Genomic DNA, 20,337 nt, shown 5'->3' with positions numbered 1-20,337 from the left:
CCGGCGGAGAGTAGTCGCACCACAGCCGAAGGACAAACGCAAGCCTTCAACGTTTCGCTAGCTTGGAGCGGCACAGTGCGGTGATAGAAGGAAGTGTTGAAGACTTTAGGTATGGCTAAGATGCTGTCGCGAGCGGGGATGATGTTCGGCGCTTTGCTTCATCTCAGACATACCGCGTGGGCCGAGCGAGTATATGAGACGAGAGAGCGTCTCCCATGTGACCGAGTCTTCACCGCTAAGCTGGTCACGGAGCGCACCTGGCGAGCTCAGGAAAATAGCCGAGCAGAACTGGCCAAACGAGTGGTTAGGTCAGGGCACCGGAGATGCTGGCTGACCGGAGCCACCCCGTCTGTTTATCGATCGTCCACGATCCGCAGGTAGGCCGCGGTCACCAGCAGCACGATCGCGCCGAAGAGGATGCGCCGCGCCCCTTCCGGCATCTGCAGGATGGTGAGCAGCGTCGTCAGCACGGTGAGGATCAGCGCCCCGACGATCGTGCCGGTGTAGCTGCCCCGGCCGCCGAAGATCGACGTGCCGCCGATCACGGCTGCCGCCACGGAGGGCAGCACCAGCGGCTCTGCCAGCGACAGCGACGGCGCGCGGATGAGGCCCATATAAAGCAGGCCCATGATGCCCGCGAGAACGCTGGAGAACATGTAGAGCGCGAGGATGACCTGCCAGTACTTGACGCCGGCGAGCCGCGTCGCGCGTTCGTTGTCGCCGGTCGCGTAGAGCAGGCGGCCGAACCCGGTGCGGCGCTGGATGAAGATGAGCAGCGCGGCGACCGGGATGAAGAGCAGGAGCGCGTTCGGAATACCGCCCGTCAGTCCCGTTCCGAGCCAGATGAGGAAGTCCGGGACCTTTGCGCCGGCTGCGATCACCGTGCGCTGATAGACCTGCAGGAAGCCGACTCCGATCAGGCTGGTGCCGAGCGTCATGATCAGCGGATGGACGCGGAACACGCCGACGCCGATGCCGTTTGCGAAGCCGATCAGCACAGCAGGGACGAGCGCGATCAGCATCGCCACCGGTGCCGCATGGTCCACGCCCTGCGTGGCGACGATGAAGGCGGCCATGGTCGCGACCGTGCCGACCGAGAGGTCGATGCCGCCGGTCAGCATGGTCATGGTCTGGCAGCCGGCGAGCAGCGCCAGCGGGATCGCGAACTTCACCGTATTTGCGATCCAGCGCTGGTTGACGATGCCGGGCTGCATGATCTGCAGGACGAGGACGAGCAGAAGCAGCAGCGCGAGCAGCGGCACGAGCGGATAGTCGCTCATGAAACGCTTGATGCGGCGGCCGAGCGGCGCCGGCTGGGAGGCTGTTGCGCTGATGCTCATGACGAACGGCTCCGCATGGTGATGAAGGCGCCGAACATGACGACCGCCACCATGATCGAGCCTTCCACGATGGCGGTGACGTTCGGGTCGATGGCAAGCAGTGTCAGGTCGGTGCGCACCAGCCGGAGCACGAACACGGCGATGATCGGGCCGAGCAGGCTGCCCTTGCCGCCGCCGAGCGCGACGCCGCCGAGCACCACCGCAGCGACGCTGGCGAGCAGGTATGGACCTGGGATCGGCGCGCCGATGCCGGTGCTCATGGTGAGCGACAGGCCGCCCATCGCGGCGAACAGGCCAGCAAACGCATAGGCGAGGATCTTCGTACGAGCGACGGGAACGCCGCTGCGGAAAGCGGCGAGCTCGCTCGAGCCGATGGCGTAGATGGACAGCCCAAGTTTGGAGCGATTCAGCGGGATCCAGACGATGCAGAGCAGCACCACCAGGAGCACCAGGGACTTCGGGATCCAGGCGGTGACGCTGTCGGGCAGGCCGGGCAGCGGAATGGTCCCGACGACCAGGCTCTTCAACCATTCGGCCGCACCGCCGCCCGGCGCACCGAGCACCAGCAGCGCGGCGCCCTGCAGCATGAAGAGGGTGGCGAGCGTGACCACGATGTCCGGCACGCGGCTGACCACGATCAGGATGCCGTTGACCGCGCCGAGCGCGAAGCCCATGGCGAGCACGAAGGGCACGACCAGCAACGCATATTCCTCGCTGGCGCCAGCCATCATCGAGGCGGCGGTGACGCTGGTCAGCGCCATCATCGCGGCGACCGACAGGTCGATGCCGCCGGCGATCACGACCACGGTCTGCGCCGCCACCGCGAAGGCATAGGGAAGCACGGCGCGCACCAGCGAGCCGAGGTCTCCGGCGCCGTAGTTGGGCTGGATGAATTTTGTGAGGATGAAGAGGGCGACGAGCAGGGCGAACAGCCCCGCAACCCACCCCTGCCTGCGGAAATGGTGCTTCACGGTCGGGTCACCGGATCGGAATGGACGTCTGCGAGAATACCGACATCGGCCTTGGCGTCGCGCGGCAGCCCGTAGGCGGCCCGCGTCAGCGCGGCCTCGTCGGCGATCTCGACGGGGAGGATGTCGACGACACGGCCGCCGAAGATGACGATGGCGCGGTCGCAGACGAGCTGAACCTCCTCCAGCTCGGACGTGTAGAACAGCACGGATTTGCCCTGGGCCGCGAGCTGGCGCAGCAGCTTGTAGATTTCCTGCTTGGTGCCGACGTCGATGCCGCGCGTCGGGTCGAAGCAGAGCAGGGTGCGTGCGTCCGCAGCGATCCAGCGGGCGATCGTCACCTTCTGCTGGTTGCCGCCGGAAAGCCGCTGCACCTCGCGCTGGGCGCGGGTGTCGATCTGCAGGCGCTCGATGGCGCCTTGCACCGTCGCCCCTTCCTTGCCCATGCGGATCGGGCCCCAGTTGCGGAACGCGGCAGAGAAGGGCAGGGCGATGTTTTCGCGCACCGACTGCTGCATGGCGAGCGCCTCGGTGCGGTCGCCGGGCACATAGGCGATGCCGGCCTGGACGGCATCCGCGGGGTGGGAGAACCTCACCTGCCGGCCATCCACCTCGATGGTACCGCCGGCCGGCCTGATCGAGCCAGCAAGAGCTGCGAAAAGCTCGTCCTGCCCCTGGCCTTCGAGCGCCACGACGCCGGCTACCTCGCCGTCCTTCAGGTCGAAGGAGACGTCCTGCAGCTTGGTGCCGACGCTCAAATTACGCACAGCGATGCGCGTGCTGCCGCCGGCGGGAGAGGCAGCATCCTCTGCCCTTTGCTGGGTGACGCGCCGCTTCTCGACCTTGGCGCCGAGCATCAGCTCGACGATGCGCTCCTCCACGCCGGGAACGATGTCGACCACGCCGACGGTCTCGCCGTCGCGCAGCACGGTGGCGCGGTCGCAGAGCGCGGCGATCTCGACGAAACGGTGGGAGATGAAGATGACGGAGCGTCCGGTGCGGGACTGCCCTTTCACGACCTCGAGCACGCGCTCGGCCAGGTTGGCGGGCAGCGCCGCGGTCATTTCATCGAGCAGCAACACGTCGGGCTCGACGGCCAGTGCGCGCGCCAGGTCGAGAACGCGCTGGATCGCCAGCGGCACGTCTCGGGCGAGCTCGCGCAGGTCGAGGTCCGGCACACCGAGCTCGCGCACCCAGTTGCGGAAGGGCTCGACGGGGGTGTTGGTGAGGCGAAGGTTGGACAGGACGTCGAGATCGGGGATCAGCGACGGCTCCTGGTAGACCGGCACCAGCCCTGCCTTGCGGGCCTTCGCCGGCGAGCGGATGTCACGCTCTTGGCCGCGCACGAGGATGCGGCCGACATTGGCGGAGATCGCGCCGGTGAGGATCTTCACCAGCGTCGACTTGCCGGCGCCGTTGGCGCCCATCAGCGCATGCACCTCGCCCGGCAGCAACGACAGCGACGCGTTCTTCAGCGCGGCGACGGCGCCGTAGCGTTTCGCCACGCCGGTGGCGTCAAGGAGGGGGGACGTGGTCAATGGAGACTGAAAACCGGTGTTGGATTGGATGCGACGTTGCTGCGACCCCCACTCCGGTTCGCTTCGCTTCCGGGGCGAGCCACTTGTCTCGCCCGTCCTTCGGACCCCCCGATCGACGGGGGAGAGGAAATGCCGGCCGCGGGCTTGGCGCCCTTCCTCTCCCCCGGGCAGGGGGAGAGGTGGCCCGAAGGGCCGGTGAGGGGGTGCTTCAACGTCAATTGAGCAAATACGTCGGGAGACGATTATTCCCCCGGGCCCTTGCAGGCGACGATCTGCTCCTTGCTGTAGGTCGTCCAGTTCGGGATCGAGATGGAGACCGGCCATTCCGGGCTCAGCGACGAGTCGGCGGCGGTCTTCAGCTTCTCCTTGCCGGCGTCGGTCGCGTTCTCCCAGAGCTCGGGCTCGACCAGCACGGTCTGCTCGGCTGGCTTCTGGCCTTCCAGGATCTGCAGGGCGAGGGTGACACCCGCGCCGCCGATTGAGCCGGGGTTGGTAACCGCGGCGCCCTTCAGGCCCTCGACACTCTGGAGCTGGCCGACGAAGCCGGCATTGTCGGCGCCGACGACCGGGACCAGCGTCGCCTGGCTCTCGACCAGTGCGTCGACGATGACGTTGTCGATGCCCGAGGTCCAGATGCCGTCGAAGGGCACGCCGGTGGCGATGTAGTCGAGGATCTGCTGCTTGCCCTGGTCCTGCTGCCAGCCGGTGAACGTCTCCTGGGCGACCTTCACGTCCGGGAACTCGGCCAGCGCCTTCTTGAAGCCGCGATCGCGGTCGCTGTCGGCGGAGGCGCCGGCTGCGCCGCGCATGTAGACGACGTTGCCCTTGCCGCCCATCTGCTCGAACAGCCACTTGGCGCCGAGATAGGCGTACTGCTCCTGGTTGTTGGAGATGATGTAGGCGGACGGCTCGGTGACCGCCTGGTCGACCGCGACGACGACGATTCCGGCCTTGGTGGCTTCGGCCAGCGCGTCCTTGATGCCGGCCGGATCGGCCGGGTTGACGACGATGGCGTCGACCTTGGCGCTGATCAGGTTGCGGATGTCCTCGGCCTGGCCGGCCGCGTCCGTGTTGCGGTGGGCGATGTTGAGCTTGTCGACCTTGCCCGAGGCGAGCGCCTGCGCCTTGATCGCGCAAATCATCTCCTCGCGCCAGCCGTTGCCCTGCACGGTGTTGGACACGCCGATCGTGTAGGGCGCCTCGGCCGACGCTGCGCCGAGCGAGGCGGCGAGTGCGGCGCTGGCGAGCAGCGCTCCGACGAGTTTCTTCTTCAGCATTGTAGTTTCCTTCTCCCAGTTTGATTTACGGTTTTCCGCCGTCACTTCACGAAGGGCCGCAGAACGTCGCGGGCGAGCAGGAAACCCCGCTTCACCTTCTCGTCGCTGCCTTCGAAATTGCGGTCCTCATGCTCGATGATCATGGGACCGTCGTAGCCGGCCCGGTAAAGGCCGGCGAAAATCACGCTCCAGTCGACCTCGCCCAGCCCTGGCATGCGCGGGATCTGCCAGCCCATCCCGGCCGACATGATGCCGCGCTCGTAGAGGCCGTCGCGGTCGATCATCAGGTCCTTGGCGTGGGCATGCAGCATGCTCGGCCCGAATTCGCGGATGAAGCGCGCCTGGTCGATCATCTGCCAGACGAGATGCGAGGGGTCGAAGTTCATGCCGACGTCGCAGCCCCAGGCCTCGAGGATGCGGCGCCAGACATGGGGCGAATAGGCGATGTTGTGCCCGCCCGGCCACTCGTCCTTGCTGAAGATCATCGGGCAGTTCTCGAAGGCGAGCTTGACGCCGTGGCCGCGCGCAAAGGTGACGATCTCGGGCCATACCTTCTCGGCCTCGGCCCAGTTTGTGTCGACGTCCTTCGAGGCGTCGCCGCCGCAGAAGGTGTTGACCAGGCCGACGCCCATCTTGCTCGCCGCGGTGATGACGGCCTTCAGGTGGCTAATCACCGCCTCGCGGTGCGCCGGATCGGGGTGGAGCGGATTTGGATAATAGCCGAGGCCGGAGATGGCGATGTCCTTCTCGGCCAAGCGGGAGACGATCTCCTTGCCCTCGGATTCGGAGATGCCGGCGACGTCGATGTGGCTGGTGCCGGCATAGCGGCGGCTCGGGCCCTTGGACCGCGGCCAGCAGGCGATCTCCATCGCCTCGAAGCCCACACTGCTCGCCCACGCGGCTACTTCGTCGAGCGGCGTGTCCGGAAATGGCGCCGTAAGAATTCCAAGCTTCATGTCTCCCCCCTTTTCCTACTATGCTGTTTATGGGGTGTCGTTCAACTGTAGCGTCTGCATTTCGCATACGCTGCGCAGATATTCCGTCGGATCGGATGCCAGGAAAGCTTTGAGGCCGCACACAATGTTCTCGCGGAAGACTGGGCTCTGGGCCAGTTCCGGTCGAAAGATCGTGTCGATTGCAAGAATGGCATCGGCCAGCGCTTTCGCGTCATTGCCGGTTCGGTCGGCGATATCGGCGATCCTCTCTGCGTAGGGGTCGTCGGCGGTCCAGGCGCGACCGAATCGCTCCGAGGCGCGGATCAGATAGGCCATCCAGGCCGCCACGGGCACGGAGAGCAGCGTGACGCTCTGTCCGCGCCGCAGCCGTTCGAGGATCGGGTTGAGCAGGCGCTGCACGATCTTCTGCGATCCGTCGGTCGCGATCTGGTGGTTGCGGTGCCGGATTGCGGTGTTGCGCAGCCTGGCGAGGCTCTGCTCGACATAGGTCGCCGGGTCGACACCCAGGATCGGGGCGAGGGTCGGCAGGGTCTCCTCGAAAAGCATGCGGCGCACGAACCGGACCAGCAGCGGATCGGTCATGTCATCGCAGGTATGCTCGTGGCCGGCGAAGACCCCGAGATAGGCGAGCGTCGTCTGGGCGCCGTTGAGCACGCGCATTTTGAGGTGCTCGAAGGCTTCGACGTCGTCCACCAGCGTCGCGCCGACACGGTCCCAGGCGGGGAAGCGGCCAGCCACTCGGTTCTCGATCACCCACTGCCGGAACGGCTCGCCGACGACCACCGCCTGGTCGCGATAGCCGAATGCTTCGGCGACGAAATCGTAGTCGGCCTGGCGCACGGCCGGGGCGATGCGGTCGACCATGGACGATGGAAATGCGGCGTTGGCCTCGATCCAGCGGACGAGCGCCGGGTCGCGCCGCTCAGCAAGGGCGCCGACCACGGAGTTGAGGATCGCGCCATTGGCCGGGATGTTGTCGCAACTCATCAGCGTCAGCGGCCGGCCGTGGCTGCGCCGCCGCATCTCCAGTGCCTGGACGAGGATGCCCGGAACGCTGCCCGGTGCTTCGGGTTTTGCGAGATCGTGGACGATGTCGGGATGGTCGAGGATGAGCTCGCCGGTGGCGGGGCGGTGGCAATAGCCCTTCTCGGTGACGGTCATGGTGACCACGTCGATGTCCGGCGAGGCAAGGACCTCGAGGGCCGCCCGCGAATCCGCTCGGCTGTCGACCACCGAGACAATGCTGCCGATCACCCGCGCCTCGACCTTGTCGTCTTCCCTCATCAGCCGAGTGTAAAGGCCGTCCTGGGGCCCGAGCGCCGCCTCGATTGCTGGCGGGCGGACATTGATGCCGACGACGCCCCAGCGGTCGAAGGACGCGGTGAGCAGGTCGTCCGTGAACTCCGCCTGATGGCTGCGATGAAAGGCGCCGACGCCGAGATGCGCCATGCCGGGCTTCAGCGCCGCGCGGTCGTAGCGTGGACGCGCGACCGTCGTTGGCAGTTCGGGCAGCAGCGCAGCCGAGAGCCGGGGAAGTGGGGCTGAATTGCTCAATTCCTGGACCCTACGACCCACTGCTCCTGATCGACCAGAGCGCCCGTCATTGGTCCGGAAGCGTCGCTCAGCAGGAATACCGCCAGATTGGCTACGTCCTGCGCAGAGAGCAGGCGGCCGAAAGGCTGGGATGCGGAGGCGGCTTCGAGCCAGCCCTCGCCCAGGCCAAGCGTGGCGGCCTGCATCACGCGCTCGGCCGGCGTGTCGGCCCAGCCCACATTGATGCCGTTGACGCGGATGCGGTCGAAGCGGTGTGCATTGGCGATATTGCGCGTCAGCACCGCCAGCGCGGCCTTCGCTCCCGAATAGACGGCGAGCTCCGGCGTGCCGCAATGCGCGTTCATGGAAAGGATGTTGACGATAGAGCCGCCGGTGCCTTGCTTGCGCATGGCGCGGACCGCGGCCTGCATCAGGAAGAACGGCGCGCGGGCGTTGACGTCGAAGAGTTTCGTCCAGATGTCGAGATCCGCGTCGAGCAGCGATGCACGGTCGGTGAGGGCGGCCGCGTTGACGAGGCAGTCGATCCGCCCGAAACGGTCCGTGCAGGCCTTGATGATCCGGGCGGGCGCATTGGCCTCGGCGAGTTCGGCCGCCACGAAATCCGCCGGGCATCCCAATGCCGAGATCTCCTCGACGGCCTGCCTGCCGCGCTCTTCGTTGCGACCCGAAATGCAGATGCCGGAGGCTCCCGATGCCGCCAGCGTTTCCGCAATGGCCAGCCCGATGCCCTGGGTCGCCCCTGTAACGAGCGCGACCTTGCCGTCGACACGTGCCCCCACCGCCCCCTCCCCGGAACGAATTTTCTATTTTTCAATCTATGGAATTCGATCGAAGTTCGTCAACTGCCGATTTCCTTCCGCCGGCGCACAGCGACGCCGTGCACGAGCGCGATACCGACCGCGAGAGAGGCGGCGAGCGAGCGGAAACCGGCAAAATCGGATTCCACCACTTCGACCCAGCGGTCGGACAGCGGCACGAGCGGGCTGAACGCGGAGTCCGTGATGGTCAAGACGCGCGCGTTACGCTCCCGCGCCACGGCGACGAGATCCGGCGTGATCGAGTTGTACGGGCTGAAGCTGACGGCCAGCACCACATCGCCCGGCCCCGTGCATGCCACCTGGTCGAGCGCGGTCGAGCCGACGTTGTCGACCAAAACGTTCCGCATGCCCTGCTGCGAGAGCGTCAGCGACAGGTAGGAGGTGACGGGAAAGGCGCGCTTGCTGCCGATCACGTAGATCATGTCGGCGCCGGCGAGCAGCTCGATCATAGCGTCGAAGGCTTCGACGTCGAACCGGCTTTCGATCCGCCCCAGCGATGCTTGTGACGCAGAGACCATGCCGCGCAGAAAATGCAGGTCGGCACCGGTCGCGCCGGGCTCGTCGGCTGCGCCCTCGATGGCTCGGCCTTCCGGCAATGACGCCTTCACATGCTCCTTGAAGAGGCTCTGGAAATCGGAGAAACCGGAAAACCCGAAGATCTGCGCGAAGCGCACCAGGGTCGATGGCTGGACGCCGACTTTTTCCGCCACCTGGCTGATCGTGCCCAGGGCCACGTCGCCCGGATGCTGCCAGAGGAAGATCGCCACCTGCCGCAAACGCTTGGGAAGATTGACCGTGCCGGACGACAGCACCGCCCGCAATTCCTCGTACGTGCCGGGCTTCGTATAGCCGAGGCTTGAGCACGTGTCGTTCCGGCGCGGCGCCTCGGCGCCAGCAGGCTTCCTCTTTCGTCCGTGTTGCTGTGCCATGGGATGAGGCCGTGTAGGGGACCGGATCGGATCAGGGCACCAGCGGCACGGTCCGCTTCTCTCGCGAGGAGAGTATGGCGCTGTCGATGATGCGTTGGCCGATGAGGCAGAGCTTTGGATCGAGCGGACCGGTCACGGGCTGACCGTCCTCGATGCGGGCCAGCATGTACTCGATCACGGCGCGGCGGCCGGGCGGCAGCTTGTCCACCGGCACCTGCACATACCGGGTGTCTTTGCGCGTCTGCAGCGTGACGAAGTCGTCGTAGTCGTAGCTGGAGATGTTGCCGTCCGTGCCGACAAGGATGAAGCCGCATTTCGGCTGCGGCTGCTGCGTCCACGGATCGGTGAGCGTGCCCCAGCGGGTCTCGAACTTGGAAAGGCCGCGGGCATAGCGGGCGACCGTGATCGAGTGCTGGTCGACCTCGATGCCGGGCGTCTCGTCGACGGTGCTCGTCACCTCGAGCGGCGCCTGGCCGTCATAGAACCAGGTACCGAGCGTGGTCCCGTAGCCGAGATAATCGAGCAGGCTGCCGCCTCCGCTTGCATGTCGGTACCACCAGGAATCAGGCTTCTGCCGTTCGACCTCTTCCGGCGAGACCTCGACCTTGTCGGCGAGATGGAACAGTGGCCCGCGGTTGCCGTCGTAGAAATGCACCTCGATAAGGTCGCCGATCGCGCCCTCGTCGATAAGGCGCTTGGCGGTGTTGTGCGACGGGCACCAGGCGAGCGGCCAGTTGATCGCGAGGTGCTTTCCCGTGCCTTCCATCGCCTTGATGATCCGCCGTGCGTCGGCGACCGATGCCGCGAACGGTTTTTCGATCATCACATGCAGCCCGTGCGGCGCCAGCTTCTCGACCGTGTTGGCGTGTTCGGCCGTCGCCGAGCAGACGATGGCGAGATCGGCTCTGGTCTTGGCAAGGCATTCATCGAGATTGGTGAAGACGCGGTCCTCGGAAATGCCGAAATTGACGATCGCGCCTTCCATCCTCGACCGGTCCGGATCGTAGATGCCGGCGATCTCGGCGTCCGGATGCTCCGCAACCTGACGCAGCAGGTCGCCCATGTGCATGTGGTCGAAGCTGATGCCCAGCACGCCGTATTTGGCCACGCGAACTCTCCCTCGTCGTTCGTTTCGCGCAGGGTAGCTTGGCATTCCAGTTTCACAATGCAAAAAATGGAAAAATGCTTCGACCTTCCCGCTGAGCATGGCAGAGGCGGGGCCTCAATCGAGCCCGGAGGAACGACATGGTTTATGCAACCTCAGACGGCAAGGCAGCCGAGCGCCTGCGGGTCGGCATGGTGGGCGGCGGGCGAAACGCCTTCATCGGCGCGGTGCACCGCTTCGCCATGCGCCTTGACGACGGCATCGCGCTCGTCGCCGGCGCGCTGTCCGCGGATCCGCAGAATGCCGCCGTCTCTGCGGCCGAACTCGGCATTGCGCCCGACCGCGCCTATGCCGACTATCGCGAGATGGCGTGCGCCGAGGCGGTACGGCCGGACGGCATCGAGGCCGTCGTGATCGTCACGCCCAATCACCTGCATGCGCCGATCGCGACGGCATTCCTGGAGGCCGGAATCGACGTCATCTGCGACAAGCCGCTGTCGACCACCGTGGCCGATGCCGAGGCGCTGGTTGCGCTGGCGCGGGCCAAGCAGCGCAAGTTCCTCGTCACCCTGAACAACACCGGCTACGCGATGGTCCGCCAGGCTCGCGAGATGGTGGAGGCGGGCGAGCTGGGACGCCTCGTTGCGCTGCACGGCGCCTATATCCAGGATTGGCTGACCCGGCCGATCGATGCCGATGGGCAGAAGCAGGCCGAGTGGCGCACCGACCCGGCGCGTGCGGGGCAGTCCGCGGTGCTCGCCGACATCGGTGTCCATGCCTTCAATCTCGCCTCCTTCGTCTCGGGCCTGGAGGCAGAGGAAGTCGCAGCCGATCTCTTCACCGCCGTGCCTGGCCGGCGCCTCGACGACAACGCCCATGTGATGGTGCGCTGGTCGGGCGGCGTGCGGGGTACGATCCTCGCCAGCCAGACCTCGCCCGGACACTACAACGACCTGTCGGTGCGCATCTATGGCGACAAGGCGGGGTTGGAGTGGCGCGGCACGCGACCAGAGGAGTTGCGCTTCACCCGCTATGGCGAGCCGACCCAGACGATCGTGCGAGGCGGCGCTGGCACGACGGCGGCCGCCCAGGCCGTGTCGCGTATGCCTGCGGCCCATCCGGAAGGCTATATCGAAGGCTTCGGCAATTTTTATCGCGACGCGGCGGACATCATCCGCGCGCACCGCTCCGGGCTTACGATCGACCCGGCCCGCGAGCGGCTCGTCCCCGGGGTCGTCGACGGCGCGCGCGGCGTCAAGTTCGTGGCCGCAGCGGTCGACTCGAACGCCGCGGGAGGTGCCTGGACGCCAGCGCGCTTCGGCTGAGCGGTGCCGTCTACCAGCGGGCACCGATCGTGTCTCGCCTGGAAGTGAGTTCCTCCGTACGCCGAATGACGGGAAGGAAGCTCTTCGCCGACATCGTCGGGGAAAAGGATCTCTCCGTTCAGGTGGGTGGGCCGTGGTTTCCGTCGCCGTTGGACATGGGGCGTCGTACCCGGCGCGCAAGCCTATACCGTTAGCCGCTCCCGCTCCCGATGACCGCGTGACGGTCGCCGACTCATCCCGAATTGAATGACAGCTTCGCCGTGGCGATTGGTCCTGTCGCTCTCCGGCTTGGCTAAAGCCTCCTTTTTGCTGTACCAACAGGGTTCATTCTCGAGAGGTGGGCCTTGCGATACGAAAAACCCGAAAGCACGGCAGAAGCCGTACGCTTGCTGGCGAATGAGGCGGGCCTAGCCCGCGTGCTTGCCGGCGGCACCGACCTTCTTGTGCAGATGAAGTCCGGCATGGTCGAACCGGATCTCGTCGTCGACATCAAGCAGATTGCAGGCATGCGGACGGTGACGCCCGAGGCGGGCGGGTTCCGCATCGGAGCAGCGGTTTCCGGCGCGGAACTCGGCGAGAACGCTGAAGTCGTCGCTCAGTGGCCCGGCGTCGTCGAAGGCTTCAACCTGATCGGCTCGACCCAGGTGCAGGGTCGCTGCACGATGGCGGGCAATCTCTGCAACGCCTCGCCGGCCGGTGACGCCGTGCCGAGCCTGGTCGCCGCCAATGCAACGGCGCGCGTGGCCGGCCCGAACGGCGAGCGCGACGTAACGATCGAGCAGATTCCTGTCGGTCCCGGCCGCATCTCGCTTGCCAAGGGCGAGTTCATCACCTCGATTTTCCTGCCGGCGCGTCCCGCCCGCTCCTCCGATGCCTATCTGCGTTTCATTCCGCGCACCGAGATGGACATCGCCGTCGCTTCGGCGGCGGTCAACCTGACGCTCGGCGAGGACGGCACCGTGACGGCTGCGCGCGTGGCCGTGGGCGCCGTGGCGCCGACCGTGCGGCTGGTCGAGCCGGCAGCTCAGGCGCTCATCGGCACCAAGCTGGACGAGGATGCGCTTGCCGCACTGGCTGCCGCCTGCTCGGCCGCCGCCAACCCCATCAACGACAAGCGTGGCACGATCGAGTACCGCACCCATGTGGTGGGCGTGCTCGCCAAGCGCGCCGCCCTGATCGCCTACGAACGCGCCGGAGGCCGCAAATGAAATCCATCCATGTCGCTGCAACCATCAACGGCGATCCGGCCGAATTCGTGTGCGAGCCGCAGGAGACGCTGCTCGACGTCCTGCGCAACCGGCTCGGCCTGACGGGCGTCAAGGAAGGCTGCGGGACGGGCGACTGCGGCGCCTGCAGTGTGACGGTCAATGGCCGGCTGGTCTGCTCCTGCCTTGTGCTGGGGGGCGAGGTGCAGGGGGCGGAGATCGGCACCATCGAGGGCATGGCCGATGCCGACCGGCTGCACCCGCTGCAGCAGAGCTTCATCGACAATGCCGCGCTGCAATGCGGGGTCTGCACGCCCGGCATCCTGGTGGCCGCCGAGGCTCTCCTGAAGAAGAACCCCGATCCGACGGAGACCGAGATCCGCTACTGGCTCGCGGGCAATCTTTGCCGCTGCACCGGTTATGACAAGATTGTCCAGGCGGTACAGGATGCCGCCCAGCAGATGAGAGGCGCCTGAGATGAATATGCGAGTGAAAGGCGAGCGCGCATTCAAGGTCGTCGGTACCCGGCCGCCTCGGCCGGATGGCGTGGACAAGGTGATCGGCCGCGCCCTCTATGGCGCCGACGTGAGCGCGCCCGGCATGCTTACCGGCCACATCCTGCGCAGCCCGCATGCCCATGCCGAGATCGTTTCGATCGATACTTCGGCGGCCGAGGCGCTGCCCGGCGTCAAGGCGGTGATCACGTCCGGCGACTTCGGGGTGCCGGAGGATTCGGCACTGCGCGACGTCCAGGACCACTGCATGGCGCGCGGCAAGGTGCTCTATGACGGGCATGCCGTCGCCGCCGTCGCCGCCACCTCGCCGGCGGTCGCCAAGGCCGCGCTCAAGCTGATCAAGGTTGAATATCGCAAGCTGCCGCACGTCACGGATGTCGACGAGGCGATGAAGCCGGACGCACCAGTCGTCCAGTCGGGCCTCGTGCATGAGACCGTGGCGCCGGGCTTCTCGGAGAACGTGACCAGCTACTGCGAGTTCGGCCACGGCGATCTCGAAGCCGGTTTCGCCAAGGCCGACCGCATCATCGAGCGCAGCTTCACGACGGCCGCGACGCACCAGGGCTACATCGAGCCGCATGCCTGCCTGGCCTCGATGAATGCCGACGGCAAGGCCGATCTCTGGTGCTGCACGCAGGGGCACTACCATGTCCGTGCGGTCTGTTCGGCCATACTCGGCATGGAGGCGAGCCAGCTCAAGGTCACCGCATCCGAGATCGGCGGCGGTTTCGGCGGCAAGACGACCGTGTTCATCGAGCCGGTGGCGCTGGCGCTGTCGCGAAAGTCCGGCCGGCCGGTGAAGATGGTCATGAGCCGCGACGAGGTGTTCCGCGCCACGGGTCCGACGGTGGCGACCTCGACCGACGTGAAGATTGGCATGACCAAGGATGGTCGCATCACCGCCGCCGAGGCGAGGCTCCGTTATTCCGGCGGGGCCTTCCCTTGTGGCACGGTCGAGATGGGCGCCCAGGCTGCCTTTGCACCCTACGACCTGGACGCGGTGCGCACGTATGGTTGGAACGTGCTGACCAACCGTCCCAAGGAGGCGTCATACCGCGCGCCGGGCGCGCCGCAGGCGATCTATGCCGTCGAGAGCGTTGTCGACGAACTGTGCCTCGAACTCGGGCTCGACCCGCTCGACGTTCGGGTGAAGAACGCCGCGCAGAAGGGCACTCTGTCCTCCTATGGCCCGACTTTCGACGATATCGGCCTAATGGCTACCCTCGAGGCGGCCAAGGCGCATCCGCATTGGTCGGCACCGCTCGGGCCGAACCAGGGGCGCGGCTTCTCGGCCGGTTTCTGGTTCAACTTCGGCGGCAACACCTGCGTGACGCTCAACATCAATACCGATGGCACGGTCAGCGTCACCGAAGGCAATCCGGACATTGGCGGTTCGCGCGCCTCGATCAGCCAGATGGCCGCTGAGGAACTCGGCGTGCCCTATGAGAAGGTGCGCACCGTGATCGGCGACACCACTTCGATCGGCCACAGCGACATTACGGACGGCAGCCGCGTGACCTTCGCCGTCGGCCTTGCCACCATCAAGGCGGCTCGGGACGCCATCCAGAAGATGTGCTCGCGCGTCGCCCAGATCTGGGGCATCGACGAGGAGGCGGTGGTCTGGGAGGACGGCTACGTCAAGCCGGCCAGCCCGAATGCCGGCGACTTCAAGCCGATGAGCATTGAGGAGATCGCCGCGATCTCGTTCCAGACGGGCGGCCCGATTGCCGGCCACCACGAGGTCAACGCCGAAGGTGCCGGCGTCAGCTTCGGCGTGCACATCGCCGACGTCGAAGTCGACCCGGAAACCGGCGCCACCAAGGTGCTGCGCTACACGGTGTTCCAGGACGCCGGCAAGGCCGTGCATCCCGACTATGTTGAGGGCCAGATGCAGGGTGGGGCGGCGCAAGGCATCGGCTGGGCGCTCAACGAGGAGTACATCTACGGCGAGGACGGCCGGCTGCAGAACCCGGGCTTCCTCGACTACCGCGTGCCGGTTGCCTCGGACCTGCCGCGCATCGAGCCGGTGATCCTGGAGATTCCGAACCCGGGCCACCCCTATGGTGTGCGTGGCGTCGGCGAGACCTCGATCGTGCCGCCGCTCGCGGCCCTCTCCAATGCGGTCTCGCGGGCACTCGGCGTGCGCATGACGCGGCTACCCATGTCTCCGCCGACCATCTTGAAGGCGGTCTCGGCTGCCGGGGTATGAGCCAGTGGTGAAGGTCAAGATTTGGGGCTCCTTGCGCCGCTTCACGGACGGACGCGGGGAACTCGAGGTCGAGGCTAAGAACTTCAAGCAGGTGCTCGACGGGCTTGCCGAGCAATATCCGGGCTTGAAACCGCAGATCGAGCGCGGGGTCTCCCTCGCGCTCGATGGCCGGATCTACCGAGAGTCCTGGTTCGCCGAGGTCAGGCCCGACAGCGAGGTGGTCCTCATGCCCTATATGACGGGCGGCTAGGCAGGTTCGGCGCCGCCAGCGAATGCAGTTTACCATGCGACATCTTGAACCCGGGGACGGGATGTCGCCTTCCGACCAATACGGCTATCAAATGCGCGGCGCATGGCGCGCCCGGCCCAGAGCTTGCGTGCCACGGCCGATGTAGCTGAAGCGAAACGCCAGTTTCAGAGGACGTGAAATTGATTTCATCGAATAGCTTTTCAGCCGGCGCGCCGTTCACTGCGTCGAGCGTGGTTGCGACTGCGGGGTTCGGCGCATGAACGCTCCCTTCATCGACCACAGGCTGATGGACGGCAGGGCAGTGCAGGCGCGGATCCTTGCGGACGTGCGTGCTCAGGTCGAGGCTGCTGCTCGTCCCCTCGGAAAACTCATTTCGATCAGCATTGGCGAATCGCCCGGCGTTGCCGCCTATGTCCGCAACCAGGAGCGTGGTGCGGCGAAGGCCGGAATTCCGTTCGAGCAGCAGCTCTGGCCGCACGACCTCACCCAGGAGGAATGCAAGCGGCGGATCGTGGCGCTGAACGACAGCTCGGATGTACTGGGTATTATCCTGCAGCGGCCGGTTCCGGCGCACATCAACGTCCGCTCGCTGCAGTCGGCGATCCATCCGCTGAAGGACGTCGAGGGCATGAACCCGGCCTCGATCGGCAACATCGTCTACAGCGACATCGCGCTCGCGCCCTGCACCGCAGCGGCGTCGGTCGAACTCATCCGCGAGACGGGCCTCCAACTGAAGGGCCTCGAGGTGGTGATGATCGGCCACTCGGAGATCGTCGGTAAGCCCGCGGCGTTCATGCTCATGGCCGAGGGAGCGACGGTCACCGTCTGCCACCACATGACGCGCTCGGTGGCGATGCACTCGCGCCGGGCTGACGTCGTGGTCGTCGCCGTCGGCAAGCCCCGCCTCATCGGGCCGGAGATGATCAAGCCCGGCGCCGCCGTCATCGACATCGGTATCAACCAGATCACCGAACCGGACGGCACGGTCCGCATCGTCGGCGATGTCGACACCGACAAGGTGCTGGAGGTCGCGGGCTGGATCACGCCCGTCCCCGGCGGAGTGGGCCCTGTGACGGTGGCGATGCTGATGCGCAACTCGATAGTGGCCTATCAGCGTCAGTTGGCGGCGGGCTGGCTGGGCTAAGGCGAGCCCCCTAAGTCTAAATGACGCTTGCCGCGGCACATGGGGCGGGCTATTCTTCGGATTAAACATTTTTTCCGGATGTGCAATCCGAGGCTCTGGAAGTGACGATGCTGAATACGCCGTACCCTTCGGTCGTACCCGGTCCGCCGCAGCCGAGCCGAATCCTTCTCCCGCGCAGCTTGGCGCTGCCGCCGGGCACCGAGCGTTACGTCGTGGAGGGCGCCGGCGCCATTCTAATCGCGGTTGCGGCGGGTGATCACATCACGGTCACCAATGACGAGGGCGGTCAGGCCTGTGAGGTCGTTGCCGCCGATGCTGCCGGGCGGATCGATGCTAGCGTCCTGGGGCTTTCCGCCAACTCCGATGCCTCGGGACTTAAGGCGCTGCTGACCAACTCCGACGGCAGCCTTCAGAGGCTGCGCAAGGGCTTGGAGCGCCACGGCATCGACCTAGCTACCGCGGGTGCGATGCGGTTCTTCGGGGAGACCACCCCGGCCAGGACCGAGGTGGAGTTCACCGCGCAGCGCGATGGAGCGGTGGTCATCGCCGCGCCGGGCGAGGACATGGCTCCCGACGGGCAGGACACCGCCACGCCGCTGACGGTGATGGTGCGGCGCAACTCTGTCCGGCGGCCGCAGGGCGGGCGCGAACTGCCCGATCCCCTGGCAGACCCGGTGCTCGATCTGCGCGTGCATTCCGCCACGGCCGAAGGTTACTTTGTCAAGGCGGGCGACTACATCCAGATCCTCGACGTGGACGGTCGGCAATGCACCGACTTCCAGTGCTTCTCGGCCCGCAAGCTCGACAAAGGCCTGGAACATGCGTTGGACGTGACCGCGACGCGCAGCGCGATGGGTCACGCCTATCCGATGCCGGGCCTGCATTCCAAATATTTCGACCAGGATTTCGTGCCGCTGGTCGAGGTCGTGCAGGACACCTGCGGGCGGCATGATGCCTTTTCGCTCGCATGCTATGCCAAGTACTACGACGACATCGGCTACCCCGGCCACATCAACTGCACCGACAATTTCAACGGGGCGCTGGAGCAATTCGGCGTAAAGCCGCGCGGCGGCTGGATGGCGGCCAACTTCTTCTTCAACACCGGGGTCGACGCGCATGGCGTCATGTACTCCGACGAGCCCTGGTCGCGTCCAGGGGATTATGTGCTTCTGCGGGCATTGACCGATCTGGTCTGCGTAAGCTCCGCCTGTCCCGACGACACCAGCCCTGCCAACGGCTGGAACCCGACCGACATCCATGTGCGCACCTATTCTGGGGCGCATAAGTTCCAGCGCGCGGTGGCCATCCGCGCCACCCCAGATTCAGAGCCGAAGATGACCAAGGAAACCGGATTCCACGAGCGCCTGTCGAAGCTGACCCGCAACTTCGTGGAGTACCGCGGCTACTGGCTGGCCAACAGCTTCGCCGAGGCCGGACCGATCGAGGAATATTGGGCCTGCCGGCAGAAGTCGGTACTGCTCGACCTCTCGGCTTTGCGCAAGTTCGAGGTGACGGGACCGGACGCGGAAGCGCTGATGCAATACACGCTGACCCGCGACGTGAAGAAGCTGGCGGTCGGCCAGGTCGTCTATTCGGCCATGTGCTATCCGCATGGCGGCATGATCGACGACGGCACGCTGTTCCGCCTCGGCCGAGACAATTTCCGCTGGATCGGCGGCGACGACTATTCCGGCGAGTGGCTGCGCGAACAGGCGGAGAAGCTCGGCTTGAACGTTCTGGTGCGCAACTCCACGGACCAGTTGCACAACATCGCGGTCCAGGGCCCCGAGAGCCGCGAACTGTTGAAGAAGGTGATCTGGACACCTCCCCATCAACCCTCGATGGAGGAACTCGGCTGGTTCCGCTTCACGATAGGCCGCATCGGTGACGCTACCGGCGTGCCGGTCGTGGTTTCTCGGACCGGCTATACGGGCGAACTCGGCTATGAGGTCTGGTGCCATCCCAAACACGCGGGCGAGGTCTTCGATGCGATCTGGGCCGAGGGGCCCGCGCATGGGCTGACGCCGATGGGCCTGCAGGCGCTCGACATGGTGCGGATCGAGGCAGGCCTGATCTTCGCCGGCTACGACTTCTCCGACCAGACCGATCCGTTCGAGGCCGGCATCGGTTTCACTGTGCCGCTCAAGACCAAGGCCGACGACTTCATCGGCCGCGACGCGCTGATCCGGCGCAAGGAGCATCCGTCGCGCAAGATGGTCGGGCTCGACATCGACAGCGCCGTCGAGGTCGGGCACGGCAACTGCATCCATATCGGGCGCGCGCAGGTGGGCGAAGTCACCTCGTCCACGCGCTCGCCGATCCTGGGCAAGAACATCGCGCTCGCTCGGATCGACGTAGCCCATGCGGAAGTCGGAACCGAGGTGGAAGTCGGCAAGCTCGATGGCCACCAGAAGCGCTTACCGGCCCGGGTGGTACCGTTTGCGCACTATGATCCCAAGAAAACCCGACCTCAGTCCTAGGAGCGAGATGAACCTGCGCAGCACACTGGATGAACTCGGAGGCGAGGACGCCCTGCGTGCACTGGTCGAGCGCTTCTACGACCTCATCGAAACCGATCCGCGCGGCGAAAAGCTGAAGCTCCTACATCTTCGCGGGCACGGGATCGCCCATTCCCGCACGGAACAGTTCGACTTCCTCTCGGGCTTCCTGGGCGGTCCGAGATATTATGCCGAGCGGCACGGTCACATGGACATCCGCCAGATCCACGCGCATGTCCCGATCTCGCAGGAGGTCGCCGAGACCTGGCTGGAACTGATGGATCAGGCGCTCACTGATCTGGGGCATGAGGGCGCCCATGTGGATCGCATGCGGCAGACCTTCCGCAGGATCGCACTGATGCTGATCAACGACCTGGGCGACTGGGGCATGCGGCGCGGCCAGTGACGGGGCTCCAGGCGCTCTTGACGATCTTGCCGCCGCGATGGCCTCTCCCCGAAAGACGGACTGCAACCGCATGAAGAAAGGGCGCCGCGGTGGTCCGGCGCCCGCAGAAGCTCGTCCGAACCCTCCGCGCTCAGTTGCGCAGGTAGCTGTCCATGGTGTCGTCGAGCGCGTCCTTCCACGGCGTGTGGTGCGCCGGGGCCATGGTGCCGGTGATCACCGACCGGTAGCTGTTGTCGCGGAACTTCATGATGTCCTTCACCTTGTGCTTCTTCCACTGGAAGAACGCCTCGTTGGCGCCGT

17 protein-coding genes are annotated in these 20,337 nt (G+C 66.0%); 8 read left to right on the top strand and 9 right to left on the bottom strand.

Annotated elements, in window-relative coordinates; genetic code table 11:
- Positions 1-353: 353 nt before the first annotated feature.
- From HUI96_RS20820 to HUI96_RS20780, 9 genes are all read right to left on the bottom strand, one after another.
- Positions 354-1,340 carry an ABC transporter permease gene (locus tag HUI96_RS20820; RefSeq protein WP_237684276.1) on the bottom strand — a complete coding sequence of 329 codons (987 nt, stop codon included), beginning with the start codon at positions 1,338-1,340 and terminating at the stop codon, positions 354-356.
- Positions 1,337-2,311, bottom strand: coding sequence for an ABC transporter permease subunit (locus HUI96_RS20815; protein WP_188256619.1), 975 nt, complete (start codon positions 2,309-2,311; stop codon positions 1,337-1,339). Before HUI96_RS20815 ends, HUI96_RS20820 begins: the two co-directional genes overlap by 4 nt.
- Positions 2,308-3,846: a sugar ABC transporter ATP-binding protein gene (locus HUI96_RS20810; RefSeq protein WP_188256618.1), complete on the bottom strand. Its 1,539-nt coding sequence runs from the start codon at positions 3,844-3,846 to the stop codon at positions 2,308-2,310. The genes HUI96_RS20815 and HUI96_RS20810 overlap by 4 nt, the downstream gene beginning before the upstream one ends.
- Before the next feature lie 242 nt (positions 3,847-4,088).
- Positions 4,089-5,123 carry an ABC transporter substrate-binding protein gene (locus HUI96_RS20805; RefSeq protein WP_188256617.1) on the bottom strand — a complete coding sequence of 345 codons (1,035 nt, stop codon included), beginning with the start codon at positions 5,121-5,123 and terminating at the stop codon, positions 4,089-4,091.
- Between the two features lie 41 nt (positions 5,124-5,164).
- Complete coding sequence (locus HUI96_RS20800) at positions 5,165-6,079, bottom strand: sugar phosphate isomerase/epimerase family protein (RefSeq protein WP_188256616.1); 915 nt, start codon at positions 6,077-6,079, stop codon at positions 5,165-5,167.
- Between the two features lie 27 nt (positions 6,080-6,106).
- Complete coding sequence (locus HUI96_RS20795; RefSeq protein WP_237684275.1) at positions 6,107-7,633, bottom strand: mannitol dehydrogenase family protein; 1,527 nt, start codon at positions 7,631-7,633, stop codon at positions 6,107-6,109.
- Positions 7,630-8,412, bottom strand: coding sequence for an oxidoreductase (locus HUI96_RS20790; RefSeq protein WP_188256615.1), 783 nt, complete (start codon positions 8,410-8,412; stop codon positions 7,630-7,632). Before HUI96_RS20790 ends, HUI96_RS20795 begins: the two co-directional genes overlap by 4 nt.
- A gap of 59 nt (positions 8,413-8,471) precedes the next feature.
- Complete coding sequence (locus HUI96_RS20785) at positions 8,472-9,263, bottom strand: MurR/RpiR family transcriptional regulator (RefSeq protein ID WP_337918553.1); 792 nt, start codon at positions 9,261-9,263, stop codon at positions 8,472-8,474.
- A gap of 148 nt (positions 9,264-9,411) precedes the next feature.
- Positions 9,412-10,488, bottom strand: coding sequence for a Gfo/Idh/MocA family protein (locus tag HUI96_RS20780; protein WP_211892353.1), 1,077 nt, complete (start codon positions 10,486-10,488; stop codon positions 9,412-9,414).
- Between the two features lie 137 nt (positions 10,489-10,625).
- Here HUI96_RS20780 and HUI96_RS20775 point away from each other — a divergent pair, with 137 nt between their 5' ends.
- From HUI96_RS20775 to HUI96_RS20740, 8 genes are all read left to right on the top strand, one after another.
- Positions 10,626-11,810 carry a Gfo/Idh/MocA family protein gene (locus HUI96_RS20775; protein ID WP_188256612.1) on the top strand — a complete coding sequence of 395 codons (1,185 nt, stop codon included), beginning with the start codon at positions 10,626-10,628 and terminating at the stop codon, positions 11,808-11,810.
- 344 nt (positions 11,811-12,154) lie between these two features.
- Positions 12,155-13,018, top strand: coding sequence for an FAD binding domain-containing protein (locus tag HUI96_RS20770; protein WP_188256611.1), 864 nt, complete (start codon positions 12,155-12,157; stop codon positions 13,016-13,018).
- Positions 13,015-13,491 carry a (2Fe-2S)-binding protein gene (locus HUI96_RS20765; RefSeq protein ID WP_188256610.1) on the top strand — a complete coding sequence of 159 codons (477 nt, stop codon included), beginning with the start codon at positions 13,015-13,017 and terminating at the stop codon, positions 13,489-13,491. The genes HUI96_RS20770 and HUI96_RS20765 overlap by 4 nt, the downstream gene beginning before the upstream one ends.
- A 1-nt stretch (position 13,492) precedes the next feature.
- On the top strand, positions 13,493-15,739 hold the full coding sequence (locus tag HUI96_RS20760; protein WP_210320266.1) for a xanthine dehydrogenase family protein molybdopterin-binding subunit: 2,247 nt from the start codon (positions 13,493-13,495) through the stop codon (positions 15,737-15,739).
- 7 nt (positions 15,740-15,746) lie between these two features.
- Entirely contained in the window at positions 15,747-15,989 is a 243-nt protein-coding gene (locus tag HUI96_RS20755; protein WP_210320265.1) for a MoaD/ThiS family protein, read from the top strand.
- Between the two features lie 256 nt (positions 15,990-16,245).
- Entirely contained in the window at positions 16,246-17,133 is an 888-nt protein-coding gene (locus tag HUI96_RS20750; RefSeq protein WP_188256608.1) for a bifunctional 5,10-methylenetetrahydrofolate dehydrogenase/5,10-methenyltetrahydrofolate cyclohydrolase, read from the top strand.
- 107 nt (positions 17,134-17,240) lie between these two features.
- The gene (locus tag HUI96_RS20745) at positions 17,241-19,613 is read left to right on the top strand and encodes a DUF1989 domain-containing protein (RefSeq protein WP_188256607.1); all 2,373 of its coding nucleotides are present in this window, start codon (positions 17,241-17,243) and stop codon (positions 19,611-19,613) included.
- 7 nt (positions 19,614-19,620) lie between these two features.
- Positions 19,621-20,037 (top strand): group II truncated hemoglobin, encoded by a 417-nt coding sequence (locus tag HUI96_RS20740; RefSeq protein ID WP_188256606.1) that lies wholly within the window; start codon positions 19,621-19,623, stop codon positions 20,035-20,037.
- The last annotated feature ends 300 nt before the right edge of the window (positions 20,038-20,337 follow it).

The sequence above is a fragment of the Pseudaminobacter soli (ex Zhang et al. 2022) genome (genome assembly GCF_014595955.1).
GTDB lineage: Bacteria > Pseudomonadota > Alphaproteobacteria > Rhizobiales > Rhizobiaceae > Kumtagia > Kumtagia pseudosoli.
This window is presented reverse-complemented; position numbering and strand designations above follow the sequence as displayed.